Consider the following 13,195-nt stretch of genomic DNA (forward strand, 5'->3'; position numbering starts at 1 on the left):
CAACAGGATGCAAAAAGCTTGTCGCAGTGTCTGGAAAACCGTGTGCTGCGCCGGCCGCCCCATTGATCGCTGTCTTTCGGAGGAGAAACCATGGCCGCTGTCTCGTTGTCGTTTGCAGGCATGCCCCTGCCGCGACTGCGCGCCTACCCGGAAAGGGCGCGCAGCAAGCCGTTGAACGTACCCGCGTCGTTTGCGTCTGCCGCCGTGCCGCGCACCGCTGCGCGCGAGGCGGGCGACGGAAGCCCCCATGCGCAGGTGGCGCAGGCGGCGCCGGTGGCGCTGCTCACGCGGGTGAGCGAGGGCGTGCGCATCGTGCGGCGCAGCGATGTGATCGTGGCGCAGGCCGGCGCCTTGCTGCAGCAGGGCGACCGGGTCATCGTGCCGCAGCAGGGCAGCGCGCAGGCGGTGTTCCAGGAGCAGGACGGGCAGGCGCTGCTGGGCAGCTTTGCCGGCGGAACGGATGCCACGCTGGCGTATTTCAGCCGCAAGGCGGATGCCTGCTCGGTGGTCTTTGACCTGGTGGCCGGCCATGTGGACCTGGCGCTGTCGGCCGTGGATGCCGGCATGCTCGGCGGCGGGCCGGCCGGCCGGGGGCGCAGGGCGATCGGATTTCACTGCTATTCACAACCCATTGCAGGCCGTTGAACGAAGGCGCTCACCATGCACGACATCATCGAACCCTCGCACAGCGACATGCCTCTGGATCTGGCCATCTGGCTGCCGCCCCTGCAGGCCTGGCGCAGCGTCTATGGCAACGGTTTCTGCGACGAGGCCATGCAGGCCTGCATGGACCGGCTCAAGGGCCTGGGCATCGATGCCCAATCGCTGGAGCGCGCGGGCGATACGCTGCTGGTTCGCGGGTTCGACCCCCGCACGCTGGCCGACACGGTGCTGCCCGGCCATCATGCCCGGCATGGCTGGATGCATGCGCTGGAGTCCGCCCTGGTGAGCGAGCCCGTGGTGCACGGCTCGCGCCAGGCCTATCTGCGGGCCGAGGTGCAGGCTCTGGGCTGCGTCTCCTTCGCGGGGCTGCATGAGATACGCGGCAAGGGCCACGCCACGGCGGGCGGCCAGGACATGGCGGTGCGCAGAATGCCCGCCAGGCTCATCAAGGGCTACCAGGCCGACATGCAGCTGGCGGGCCGTCTGCTGGACGATCTGCGGCTGGGCCATCTGGCGCTGGCATTCCAGCCCGTGACGCTGCTGGAGCCCGGGGGCATGGCAGGGGGAGGCAGTGGGACCGGCACGGGCCGCACGCTCTACCACGAGTGCCTGCTGCGCCGCAGCGTGTTCTCTGCCTACGACAACTATGCCGTGCCCCATGCCATCGAGGCGCTGGAGCGGCTGGGCCTGGCCGCGCGGCTGGACCGCAGCGTGCTGTGGTCGGTGATAGGGGCGCTGGAGATGAAGACCGGCCACAGCCTGGGCTGCAATCTGTCGGCCGCCTCGTTCTGCGACGAGGCCTGGTGGGAAGGCGTGTTCGACTATCTGGAGGAGCGGCCCGAGATCGCCCAGCGCCTGGTGCTGGAGATCACCGAGACCGGTGTCTTCCCCTGCGAGAAGGCCGCGCTGGGCCTGGTGCGGCACCTGCAGATCCTGGGCGTGCGCGTGGCGCTGGACGATATCGTTCCCCGGCGCGGCGGCCTGGACATCCTGGGCAAGCTGCGCGCCAACATCGTCAAGATCGACAAGTCCGTGCTGGACCAGAGCCTGCAGGCCCGGCCGTCGGCCCGGATGCTGCAGGGCCTGATCAGCCTGTGCGCCGACCGCGGCGCCTGCGTGATCGTGGAAGGCGTGGAGTCCGCCCAGGGCATGGAGGCCGTGGCGCTTGCGGGGGCGCATGGCGTGCAGGGGTTTTTCATAGCCCGGCCATCGCTGCATGGGCTGCTCGACCAGGTGGTGTGCGTTGCCGATGTGCTGGAGGTGCTGCAGGCGTCCGAGGCGCAGGAGGGCGACGCGCTGGACATGGCACTGAGCATGGCCCTGAGCTGGAGTGGCATGGACCGTGTGACGGCTCTTTCGGCTGCCGACGGCGGGACTGGCGGGGCCGTCGGCACTGTCGGGGCTGTCGGGGCCCCTGCATCGGCGCTGTCCGCCGCCTAGGCGCGCAAGGGCCCGCACCTGAACGCAGGCCGAGCCCGGCCCGCGCTGCACCTTACTCCAGCATCAGCGGGCTCGCCCTGCGCCGCGCCATGGCCAGGCGGAACAGGTCCATGAAGCGCGGTGCCACGTTGGAGATGTGAAAGCGCTTGCCCGTCTCGCGCGCGGCCCGGCTGTAGCGCTGGCGCCGGGCCGGGTCGTCGCGCAGCTGGCGGATGGCGCCGATCCAGGCGTCGTCGCTGTCGGGCAGCAGCAGGCCGTTGACGTCGTTTTGCACCAGCTCCGGCACAAAGCCCCAGTTCGATCCGATCACGCAGCCGCCGCGCGCCAGGATCTCCATCAATCCCCAGTTGGCCACGCCGTAGCGCAGCGGGTAGAGGAACAGGTCCACCGAGGCCAGGGTGCGCGCGAACTCGTCGTACGGCAGCTTGCCCGGGAACTCCACCACCTGTGCGGCCGGGTGGATCTGCAGCAGATGGTCGCGGAAACTGGCCACCTTGCCCTGGTAGCGGCGCTCCACCCATTGCTGTTCGTAACCATAGGTCACGGCCGTGGGGTCGCCCAGGGCGATGAAGCGCATCTGCTGGCCATCGCCCTCGCGCACCAGGCGGTCGACCAGGCGCATGAAGGTCTCGAAGCCCTTGGAGCTGGACAGGTCGCGCGATGAGAAGGCCACGGTGAAGCGCGCGTCCTGGCGCGGCACCGGCTCGGCCTGCTCGTCAGGGGCCTGGATGTCGAAGCCCTCGAACTGCACGGCCACGCGCTCCTGCAGCAGCGGCGGGAACAGCGAGCGCGCATGGGCGCTGGGCGCGATGGTCAGGTCGCTGCACAGCACCTGGTGGTAGTGCAGCATTTCCATGTTGCGGTCGGCCAGGCGCTGGGACAGGTCGGGCGGGTAGTCGGGCTCGTTGCCGTGCACGCGGTAGCTGGGGAATTCGATGTAGCTGACGATGGCGGCATCGATCTCGCCGTACAGCAGGTTGGGCGCGGCCCACAGCGAGTGGGCGACCACCACGTCGATGCGCTTGCCCTTTTCCTTCTCGAAGGCCTGCAGGCCCTGCAGCAGGCCGCGGCCTATGCGCGCCGAGCGCTCCACCTTGCTGGAGTAGTAGTAGCTTTGCGGGCCGACGATGTCGCCATCGGGCCGGAACGACAGCAGGTGGTCGCACTGGCTGGCGTAGTTCTCGGCATGGCCAGGCATGGTCATGAACCAGCTGTCGGCCGCGCCGCTGGCGCGAAGGTGGCTGCACAGCAGGCTGTACTGGCTGGGGTAGACGGCGCTGACGAAGATGATGACCGGCTTGTCCTGCATGTTCGTGGAAGTCTCCATGGCGTGGGGGGATGGGATGTGTCGGAGGGCGTGCTCAGCCCGGCACGGGCACTTCGGGCTCGCCGTCGCTGATCTGGTACTTGCGCATCTTTTCCCAGAGCACCTTGCGGCTGATGCCCAGGTGCTGGGCCGTGTTCTGGCGCTTCCAGTCATTGGTGTTGAGCGCCGCGATGATGCGGTTGCGCTCGTCCATGTCCCAGTTGCTGCGGTCGGCCAGCAGGGGCTCGGCGGCGCCGGCGTCCGGCGGGAAGGTGGTGGCCGACAGGGCCTGGGCGTGCTGCAGGATGCGCTGCGTGGCGCCGTCGGCGTTCCAGTCGCGCGTCTGGCGGGCGGCCACGCCGATGCGCTCGGCCAGGTTGCGCAGCTCGCGCACATTGCCGGGGAAGTACATCTGGGCCACGGCGTCGAGGATGAAGAAGGGCGGCTCGCCCAGCTCCTTCATCGTGGCCTCGCCCACCACCTTGTGCAGGATGGCGTGGAAGATGGCCAGCTTGTCGGCCTCGCCGCGCTCCTCCAGGCTGGGGATCTGCAGCTCGATCACGGCCAGGCGGAAGAACAGGTCGGCGCGAAAGCGTCCCTCGCGCACCAGCCCGCGCAGCGGCTTGTTGGTGGCCGCCACCAGCCGGAAATCCAGCCGCACGGCGGCGGCCGACCCCAGCCGCGTGATGGCGCGCTCTTCCAGCACGCGCAGCAGCTTGACCTGCTGGTACAGCGGCAGGTCCGCGATCTCGTCCAGGAACAGCGTGCCGCCGTTGGCCTGCTCCAGATAGCCCTTGTGGGCATTGACCGCGCCCGTGAACGAGCCCTTGGCGTGGCCGAAGAACAGGGACTCGAACAGCCCGTCCGGGATGGCGCCGCAGTTGACCACCACGAAGGGGCCCTGGCCGTAGCGGTTGTTGCGCTCGTGCAGCCGCTCGGCAATGCGCTCCTTGCCCACGCCGGTCTCGCCGATGATGAGCACGCTGTGCTCGCAGTCGGCAAAGGTGTCCACGTCGCGCAGCAGGCGCTGCATGCAGTCGGCCACGGCGATGATGTCCTCCGAGCGCTGCACCTGGCGCTGGTTGCTCTGCATGCGCCGCAGTATGCGCACCAGCATGGCCCGCAGCTCGGCCCCCGTGAAGTCGAAGGGCAGCACATGCGAGTACTCCATGGCATAGGTGCCGGCGTTGGCGTCGCGCTGCTTGGCGCTGACCCACAGCACGGGCATGCCGAAGGTGCCCTCCACGCCCTGGCGCGTGAAGCGCGCGCCCTCCAGCACCGAGACGCTGACCACGGCGATCGCATTGCCCAGCTCGCTGGTGTCGGCGGGCAGGGTCAGCCCGTCGGCGCGCACCACGTCCACGCCCAGGTTGAGCACGCAGCGCTCCACCCGCTCGGCGATGTCGGCCTGGCCTTCCCAGACATAGATGACGAGCTCGTCCAGATTCACGTTGCATTCCCTCGTTGTCGATTCATGGATTGGATGGCCTGTGCAGTTCAAAAAACCAGTTGCGCCGTGTCGCAGCCGATGGACAGGGCCTTGATGTCGGTGCGGCCCACCTCCAGGCCCAGCGTGTCCTTGAGCACCGTGGTCAGCAGCCCGCCCACGCCGTTGAGGATGGGCTTGAGCACGCCGGTGATCACCGGCTTGAGCAGGGTGCACAGGGCGCCGGTGCAGGTGAGGTTGTTGTCGCGGTTGAGCAGGGACTGGATCTCGGGGCTGTTGGCGTTGATCGCGTACAGGTACTGCGGGTGCGAGGTCAGCAGCTTGGTCACGTTGTGCTTGACGCAGCCGTTCCAGTTGAGCAGCGAGCTGAGCAGGCCCGCGCAGCTCTGGTAGCCGTTGTCGTAGGTGGAGATGCCCAGCACATCCAGCAGGCCGCCGGGCACGCTGGTGTAGGAGTTGAGGGCGGCCGAGAACGTGCCGCTGGGCCAGCTGGAGGAGGGACAGGCGAACAGGAAGCAGGATGTGGCGATGGCGTTGTTGAATGTGAAGTTGGAGGTGAGCAGCTTTGGCATGTAGTCCGGGTCGCCGGGCACACCGCGCCCGTTGAGCAGCAGGTTGGTCACGCTGGTCACGTTGTACAGGCCGTTGACCTTGGCGGCATCCAGGTAGGACTCCAGCAGCCGCGTGGTGATGTCGGTGGGCGTGGTGCCTGGCGGCTGCAGCAGGCCGCTGAGCAGGTTGAGCAGGCCCGTGACGATGTTGTCGACCGTGTCGCCCAGCGCCAGCTGGTTCACCTGCGTGGAGCGGTTGGTCTTGGACCAGTTGGGGTCGGCCGGATCTTCGTAGCCCGGCTCCATGCCCAGGCCCGTGGTGGAGTCGGTGTACTCCAGGGCCGGCACCCACAGCTTGCCGGTCAGCACGGGCAGGTGCAGCAGGGTGATGAGCTGCTCGTCCTGCAGGCCCTTCTCGCAGCTTTGCTTGTTGGCCGGGTCCATCTTGCCCACGCAGGCGTTGAGGATGGAGGACTTGACCGACAGGTCCATGGTCTGCGGGCTGGCGCTGCACTGCAGCGCCGTCAGCGTGCCCGTGGCGTTGGTGATGTCCACGGCAATGGGCAGCTTGACCTGGGTGCCCAGGATGTCCTTGACCAGCCATTTGATCGCGCCGCCCAGCAACTGGTCCGTGTCCACGTTCAGGTTCAGCCGGATCTGCGCGCTGTAGCCCTGCGTGCCGACGGGGCCCACGGCAATGGTGGGCGGCTGCACGATGGTCAGCTGGGCCTTGATGAGGCCGGCCACATCGAGCTGGTTGGCCTGCAGCGCATGGCCGTTGGCACCGATGGCGATGGCGGTCTTGAGCACGTCGCCGATGCCCAGCTGCACGTCCATGGCCGCGTTCAGCGGATCGGTGCGGCCGGCGCCCAGGAAGGCGAACAGGCCCTTCTGGTCATCCAGGCTGCCCAGCGGGATCTTGATGGTGCTCAGGCCCGCGTTGATGATCTGGGTCTTGAGCGCGTTGAGCTGCACGGCCAGCGCGTTGTCGGTGATGGCGCTGATGGAGGCATCGATCACGTTCAGCAGGGTGACGCTGGCGATGTTGGCCAGGCCCTCGGGCGACAGCGCGCGCAGCTGCTCTATGCCCAGGTTCACGCCCAGGGCCTTGAGCAGGCCGGCCGGGCTGATCTTGGCGTCGGCCAGGCCCTTGGAGTCCAGCAGGGTCAGCATGCCCACGTCCAGCCCCACCAGGCCCAGCAGCCCGCCCAGCGGCGTGTCCTTGTTGAAGCGCAGCAGCTGCGAGCCCACCTGGAAGGACGCCACCGAGTCGTTGCGCATGGCAATGGCCTCGGCCACCACGAGGCGGCTCCAGGTGCCGGGAAAGATGGTGGGCGAGGTGCCGCCCACCGTGACGCGCGCCGCGTTGAGCGGGCCGGAGGCGGCGTCGAAGAAGCGGCCGCCGCTGGACTGCCTGGCCGGGTCCGCCGGGTTCCAGTTGCCGCAGCTGACCAGGGTCTGGGCGCTGCTGCGGGTCAGGGGAACCGGCCAGTTGGCCGTGATGCTGTCCTCGCCCGCAGTCACGCAGGCGGCGCGGTTGCTGCGCTCGGCATTGATGGTCTGGGCGGCCTGGGTGGCTGCCAGATCGGCAATGCGCTGCAGGTCGCGCTTGGCGTAGTACATATAGCCCAGGTCCACGATGCCGAGCAGCAGGAACAGCACCGAGCCCAGCAGGGCGAACTGCACGAGCAGGCTGCCGCCTTGCCGGCGCCCTGGCCGGCGCGTGTGGGGGCGTCGTACGGATGCGGGGAGGTGGGTGAGCATGCTCTGGTCCTCCTGTCTTAGCTGCCGGGGGCGAGCCTGATCAGGCTGCGGGCCTCCAGGCGCGTGGGTTCGCCCAGGGTCTGGCTGCCCACCTGCAGGCCCTGGCCCAGCACGGGGGGAAGCATGTACACCACGCTCAGCGTGGCCTGGGAACTGGTCCAGTCGATCTGCACCTGGGTGGGCGCCGTGCCGGGCGGAATGCCGCTGGCCGTCAGGCTCTGGTTCACCACGTCGGTGGTGGCCTGCAGGATGTTGGCGCGCTCGGCCGGCTTGGCCGGATTGAAGCCAGCCATCCCGCCGAAGGCCAGATGCTGGACCATGCGCGCGCCGTCGCCCGTGGCGCGCGCCACCGACTGCTGGGCCTGCAGCACGCGCCAGTACACGAACATGCCCATCAGCAGCATCACCATCACCCCGGCGATCAACGCGAACTCCACCGCCGCCACGCCGCGCTGCCGCCTGCGCAGCCCTGCCGCGAAGGTATCGCCGGTGTCCTGCATGAACTCGGCCGATGCAGCAGGGCGTGCCCCACGCACGGCATGCCCCAACCCAGGGACACCGAGGAAGGGCCTAAGCCGGCCGCGCCGCCCCGCCCCGAGGGTGTCGCCGGTTGCCCGGATGCCCCCCTCCCGCGAAGCGAGAGAGGGGGAAGGCGCGAAGCGACTCAGGGGGAGCTTCATAGCCCCCCCCTGTCCACCATGATGCTGGCGCTGGCGGTCAGCGTCGTCGGCATGACCAGGCCGAAGCCCGGCAGGGCGGGTGCTATCGGGCTGGTTCCATAAGGGATGGTGAAGCCCACGCGCACCATGCAGCGTTCGGCCACCAGCACGCCGCAGGTCAGCGTGGCCGAGCACAGCTCGCTGTTTTGCAGCCTGCAGATGCGCACGTCGATGCTGCCTGCCGTGGGCCTCAGGTCGGCCGGCAGCCAGTCCAGCCGCTGCTGCACCAGGCTGCGGGCTGCGTCCAGGCGGGCGCTGCGGCTGGTCTGGTAGCGCAGCGTGGCCCGCGCGGCGTCCTCGGCGGCGGCCTGCATGGATTCGCGCACCAGGAACGCCAGCCCGTAGCTGATGCAGGCGTACAGCAGGGCGAAGAACACCGGGAAGATGATGGCCCACTCCAGCGCGTACACCCCCCGCTGCCGCAGGCTGGCAGGCCGGTGGGGGTGGTGAGCGCGGAGTGGGCGCCGGATCATGGTCGTTCCTCAAGCTGCTGGCCGGGGCGGGCTCAGTTCTTGCCGCCGGCTTCGACGCCGGTCTTGTACAGGGCGGGGATTTCCGTCTCGAAGCTCTTGAGGTAGCGCGCATAGCTGCGCCGCGCCTGCTCGCCGTCGATGGGGCGGGCACGCTGGCCCGGCTGGCTGTGCTGCATTCCCAGCAGCCGCAGGGTGCCGCCGCCGATGTCGATCTCGCGCCGGGGCACGTACATCACGGTTCCATCGGGGTTGGTGTAGAGCGTGTAGCCGGCCAGGATGGAGTCGGTGGAGGGCTCGGCGAACACATGGGGCCGTGCATCCACCTGCTCGGGCGGGCTCTGCACTTCGCCAAAGGCCTGGGCGTGTGCCGGGGCCGTATGGGTCAGGGCCAGTGTCAGGGCCAGTGTCAGGGCCAGGCCGGCAGCCGGCAGCCAGGGCGCCAGCGCTGCGGCGGCTGCGCGGCGGGGCAAATGCATGCGGTGTGTGTCTGGCATGTCGTGGTCCTCAAAGTGGCGAGGCCGGTGCTGCGCCAGCGGCGCCGGACGGCTCGGACAGAAGAATGCGCCGGGTGATGCCGGCCGGCAGGGCGCTCGCGTCGGTGGCGGGCCTGGGCACGGGCTCCACGCCCCGCGCCTGCCGGGTCCCGGGCGCGGGCGCTGCGGACAGTTGGCCGCCGCGCAGGCGCACCGCCTCGTTCACGCTGGCCAGCTGGGACTGCAGGGTCTGCAGCGAGGTCTGGTCGATCATGGGCAGGGCGCCCTTGGCCTGGGGCTGCGCCAGCTGGCGCAGCAGCTGGGAGGCCTGGGTCTCGTTGCCGCTGGCCAGCCAGAACAGCGCCATGTTCAGCTGCACCCGCGCGTTGGCCGGGGCCAGCTGCGAGGCCTGCATGATGGGCATCTGCGCGGCGGCCAGTTGGCCGTCGAGCATGTGGGCGTAGGCCAGGTCGCTGAGCACGTTGGCGTCTATGGGATTGAGCTGGCGCGCCTTCTCCAGCTGTTCCACGGCCTGGCCATACTCGCCCTGGCTTGCGTGCAGCAGGCCCAGGCCGCGCCGCGCGCGTGCCGTGGTGGCGCCCTGCAGCAGCGCCTGGTAGGCCTGCCGGGCCTGCTCGGCCTGGCCGGTGTTGCGCAGCGCGTCGGCCCGCATCAGGCGCGATTCCGGTTGCGTGCCGTATTGCTGCTCGAAGGCCTCGGTATGCGCCAGCGATGCATACCACTGGCCGGCCTGCTGCATCTGCGTGATCAGGTCCAGATAGGTCTGGGCGTTGTCGACCTGGGTGGCCTGCTGGGCGTTTTGCAGCTGCTGCTGTGCCTGGGCTGCGGTCTCCTGCTGCGAAGAGGTGGCGCCGTAGCCTTGCGGCCCTTTGCCGGCGCAGCCGGCCAGGGCCAGGGCCATGGCCAGGGGGGCCAGGGCTGTCCGCGCTGTCAGTGCTGTCAGCGCTGGCGTCCGCCCGGCGGGGGTGCCTTTGTGGTGTTTCATGCCTAGCGTCCTCCCATGGTGGTCAATGCCCTGATCACGGCCAGGAAACCGGGGCCCGCCGTGATGACCAGCAGGGCGGGCAAAAGCGTGAGGACCATGACGCCCGTCATCTTGACGGTGATGGAACCTATCTTTTCCTTGAAGCTGGCCTGGCGCTTTTCGCGCAGCCGGATGCTGAATTCCTTGAGCGGCTCCTGCACGGCGCCGCCATGCTTGTCCACCTGCACCAGCAGGTTGACGATGGCGCTCATGTCGTCGTCCGCGCTCATGTTGACCATGCGCTGGAAGGACTGCTCGCGCGTGCGGCCGGTGTTGTAGAGCTGGTTGGCCAGGGCCAGCTCGCCGCTGATGACGCGCAGCACGCCCTTGAACTCCGAGGCCAGGATCTGCAGGCTCTGGTCCACGCTCAGGCCCACGCCCTGCAGCAGTCTCAGCAGGTCCACGAACAGCGGCAGTTCCTCGACCACCTGCTCGCGCCGGCCCTTGGCCCGCGAGCGCAGAAACCACTTGGGAAGCATGAGCCCCAGGCTCACTCCCACAAAGCCGTAGACCAGCGCAGCGTTCTCGCCGGGGCGCAGCACACCCAGCGCCAGCAGGGGCAGGACCACGCACAGCACCATGCGGCTGGCCACATAGGCCATGCTGCCGTTGCGCGTGCCCACGCCAGCCTGGTCCAGCAGCTTGCGGTCCTCATCGGCCAGCAGGGCCTTGGCCACGCCCCATTGCAGCCAGGCCGGTGGCGGCAGGTTGGCCGCCACCGCCTGCGGGGAATCGGACGAACGCACGTTGATGGACAGCGGGTTGAGCAGTTGCGCGTCGTTGGCCTGCATGGCGCTCTTCGTGGCCGCCTTCGTGGTCGATGCCGAGTCGCGCGCCTGCAGGATCCTGGCGACCTGGCTGGAGGCGCGTGCCGAGCGCCACAGCCTCCACACCAGGGTGGACGCCCACAGCACCAATCCCAGGGCGCCCAGGCCGATGCTGGCGATCCACAGTTGCTGCGTGTTCATGCGTGGCTCCTTGCGCAGACGGGTGGGCGGGCGTGTGCTTGTGCCTGTGCTGTCATGGGTTCACCTCAGCTTGGCCAGCCGGTACAGGAGAAAGGCGCCCAGGGCTTCCAGGGCGGCGGCGACCAGGACCATGGTCTGGCCGCTGTCGTCGTTCCACATGCGCATGAAATAGCCCCGGTTGATCACCATGATCAGCGTCCCCACCACCAGGGGCAGCAGGGCCAGCACCCAGGCCGACATGCGGATCTCGGAGGACAGCGCATGCAGTTCGCGCTCGGCGGACTGGCGGTCGCGGATGTAGGCCGACACGCGCTCGAGCACCAGGTCGGCGCGGCCGCCATAGCGCACGCTCATGCGGAACACGGCGGCCAGCAGGCCGAATTCGGGCAGGCGCCAGTTGCGCTCGAGCTGGCCCATGGCCTGCCCCAGATCGGGCGAGGCACTGAGCATGGCCGCCGCCTGCTGCAGGGCATCGCCCAGCGGATCGGGGACGTTGTTCAGCGCCATCTGGAAGGCCGCATGGGGCGAGTTGCCGATGGAGATCAGGCGGACCATGTTGTCCAGGAAGCCGGGCAGCTGCTGCAGCAGCCTTTCGCGGCGCTTGGCCTGCCGCCGCCAGATGCCCAGGCCCAGAAGCACGGCATAGAGCACAGCCACCACCAGCCCTGCCGCCGCTCCTGCCTGGCTGGCAGCCAGCAGGGCCAGGACCAGGCCGGTGATGGCGAACAGGGCCAGGGTGTTGGATGAGATGCCCCAGGACTGGATGCCCAGGCGCTGGTTCAGCCATTGCACCGCGGCGGGCGCCGGCGCAGGCTGCGGCGCGGCGGGCTTGTAGACAGGCTCGGCCATGGCAAGCGCGGGCGCAATCGCCTCCCTGTGGCCTTCGACGCTGCGCTGCAGGTGCAGCTTGATCGACTGCTCATGCTCCTTGCGGCGCCCGCGCATGATCACCCACAGCGCCAGTGCCAGCAGCAGGCAGGCCAGCGCGCCAAGGATGAGGATCACGGGTGCCAGGCCTGTCATCGCACGCCTCCGCTGCCGGCCTGCTGCTGCGAGCGCCACCAGCTCAGCAGCTTGGGCGAGTGGGGCGAGATGCCCAGCGAGACCCAGTGGTCGATCTCCTGCCCGTCAGGGCCCACCTGGGGCTCGTAGCGGTACAGCTCCTGCATGGAGATCATGTTGTCCGTCATGCCCGTGACCTCGGTCAGCGACAGCAGGCGCCGGCGGCCGTTGGACAGGCGTCCGATCTGCACGATGAAGTCCACGGCATTGGCGATCTGGCGGCGCAGGCTGACCTCGCTGCCCTGGAAGCCCGCAAAGCCTGCCAGCATCTCGGCCCGGTACAGGCATTCGCGCGGCGAGCTGGCGTGGATGGTGCCCATGGAGCCGTCATGGCCGGTGTTCATGGCCTGCAGCAGCTCCAGCACTTCGCCGCCGCGCACTTCGCCGACGATGATGCGGTCGGGCCGCATGCGCAGGCTGTTGCGCAGCAGGTCGCGGATGCTGACGTGGCCCGAGCCGTCGAAGCCGCCGGGGCGGCTTTCCAGCCGCACCACATGGTTGTGGTTGAGGGCCAGTTCGGCCGTGTCCTCGATGGAGACGATGCGCTCGCTGGAGGGGATGAAGCTGGCCAGCGCGTTGAGCAGCGAGGTCTTGCCCGAGCTGGTGCCGCCGCTGACCAGGATGTTGCAGCGCGCCTGCACGGCCATCTCCAGGATGCGGCAGATGTCGTGGTTGAAGGTGCCCAGCTGCACCAGCTCGGAAGGCGTCAGCGGGTCCTTGCGGAACTTGCGGATGGAGACCGAGGGGCCGTCGATGGACAGCGGCTCGATGATGACGTTGATGCGCCCGCCATCGGGCAGGCGGGCATCGACCATGGGGCTGGATTCATCGAGACGCCGGCCCAGCGGCGCCAGGATGCGGCGCACGATGCGCAGCACATGCTCGTCGTCCTTGAAGTGCAGGGTCTCGCGCTGCAGCACGCCGCCGCGCGAGACGTAGATGTTGCCATGGCCGTTGATGAGGATGTCCTCGACCCGGGGGTCCTCCAGCAGCGGCTGCAGCGGTCCCAGTCCCGTGAGTTCGCGCGTGAGGGCGCGCGCCACCTGCAGCGCCTCCTGCTCGTTGACGGGCACGGAGTGCAGGCGGATGAAGCTGTCCAGCTCCATCAGCACGAACTGCGCGATGGCAGCCTGCGACCAGCGGCCGAACTCGGCGCCCAGCTCCTCGATGCGGCTGAGCAAATGCTCGTGCGTGCGGTTCTTCAGGTCGAGGAACAGCGCGCTTTGCTCGAACTCGCTGGCCTGTGCGTCCGCCAGATGGGAATAAGCCGTGGTCGTCATGGTG

Annotated in this window: 12 protein-coding genes; 2 read left to right on the forward strand and 10 right to left on the reverse strand. The window is 68.9% G+C overall.

Going from position 1 to position 13,195, the window contains the following annotated elements; all coding sequences use genetic code 11:
- Positions 1-90: 90 nt before the first annotated feature.
- Entirely contained in the window at positions 91-645 is a 555-nt protein-coding gene (locus HFGMBDPB_RS28915) for a hypothetical protein (RefSeq protein WP_043792335.1), read from the forward strand.
- A gap of 15 nt (positions 646-660) precedes the next feature.
- The gene (locus HFGMBDPB_RS28920; protein WP_046240309.1) at positions 661-2,103 is read left to right on the forward strand and encodes an EAL domain-containing protein; all 1,443 of its coding nucleotides are present in this window, start codon (positions 661-663) and stop codon (positions 2,101-2,103) included.
- A gap of 52 nt (positions 2,104-2,155) precedes the next feature.
- Here HFGMBDPB_RS28920 and HFGMBDPB_RS28925 read toward each other — a convergent pair whose 3' ends face one another.
- The 10 genes from HFGMBDPB_RS28925 to HFGMBDPB_RS28970 form a co-directional block, all read right to left on the reverse strand.
- Positions 2,156-3,430 (reverse strand): glycosyltransferase, encoded by a 1,275-nt coding sequence (locus HFGMBDPB_RS28925; protein ID WP_016450342.1) that lies wholly within the window; start codon positions 3,428-3,430, stop codon positions 2,156-2,158.
- Positions 3,431-3,464: 34 nt separating this feature from the next.
- On the reverse strand, positions 3,465-4,859 hold the full coding sequence (locus tag HFGMBDPB_RS28930; protein ID WP_016450343.1) for a sigma 54-interacting transcriptional regulator: 1,395 nt from the start codon (positions 4,857-4,859) through the stop codon (positions 3,465-3,467).
- Positions 4,860-4,906: 47 nt separating this feature from the next.
- Positions 4,907-7,171: a TadG family pilus assembly protein gene (locus HFGMBDPB_RS28935; protein ID WP_212646763.1), complete on the reverse strand. Its 2,265-nt coding sequence runs from the start codon at positions 7,169-7,171 to the stop codon at positions 4,907-4,909.
- Positions 7,172-7,188: 17 nt separating this feature from the next.
- Positions 7,189-7,707, reverse strand: a complete 519-nt coding sequence (locus tag HFGMBDPB_RS28940) for a TadE/TadG family type IV pilus assembly protein (protein WP_236884689.1) — start codon at positions 7,705-7,707, stop codon at positions 7,189-7,191.
- 140 nt (positions 7,708-7,847) lie between these two features.
- Positions 7,848-8,363: a TadE/TadG family type IV pilus assembly protein gene (locus HFGMBDPB_RS28945; RefSeq protein WP_026062699.1), complete on the reverse strand. Its 516-nt coding sequence runs from the start codon at positions 8,361-8,363 to the stop codon at positions 7,848-7,850.
- 32 nt (positions 8,364-8,395) lie between these two features.
- Complete coding sequence (locus HFGMBDPB_RS28950) at positions 8,396-8,857, reverse strand: DUF3613 domain-containing protein (protein WP_047472093.1); 462 nt, start codon at positions 8,855-8,857, stop codon at positions 8,396-8,398.
- Positions 8,858-8,867: 10 nt separating this feature from the next.
- The gene (locus HFGMBDPB_RS28955; protein WP_212646764.1) at positions 8,868-9,842 is read right to left on the reverse strand and encodes a tetratricopeptide repeat protein; all 975 of its coding nucleotides are present in this window, start codon (positions 9,840-9,842) and stop codon (positions 8,868-8,870) included.
- Between the two features lie 2 nt (positions 9,843-9,844).
- Entirely contained in the window at positions 9,845-10,849 is a 1,005-nt protein-coding gene (locus HFGMBDPB_RS28960) for a type II secretion system F family protein (RefSeq protein WP_016450672.1), read from the reverse strand.
- Positions 10,850-10,909: 60 nt separating this feature from the next.
- Positions 10,910-11,872 carry a type II secretion system F family protein gene (locus HFGMBDPB_RS28965; RefSeq protein ID WP_016450673.1) on the reverse strand — a complete coding sequence of 321 codons (963 nt, stop codon included), beginning with the start codon at positions 11,870-11,872 and terminating at the stop codon, positions 10,910-10,912.
- Positions 11,869-13,191 carry a TadA family conjugal transfer-associated ATPase gene (locus HFGMBDPB_RS28970; protein ID WP_016454536.1) on the reverse strand — a complete coding sequence of 441 codons (1,323 nt, stop codon included), beginning with the start codon at positions 13,189-13,191 and terminating at the stop codon, positions 11,869-11,871. Before HFGMBDPB_RS28970 ends, HFGMBDPB_RS28965 begins: the two co-directional genes overlap by 4 nt.
- Positions 13,192-13,195: the final 4 nt, after the last annotated feature.

This window comes from Delftia sp. PE138, from assembly GCF_018320755.1.
Lineage (GTDB): Bacteria > Pseudomonadota > Gammaproteobacteria > Burkholderiales > Burkholderiaceae_C > Comamonas > Comamonas tsuruhatensis.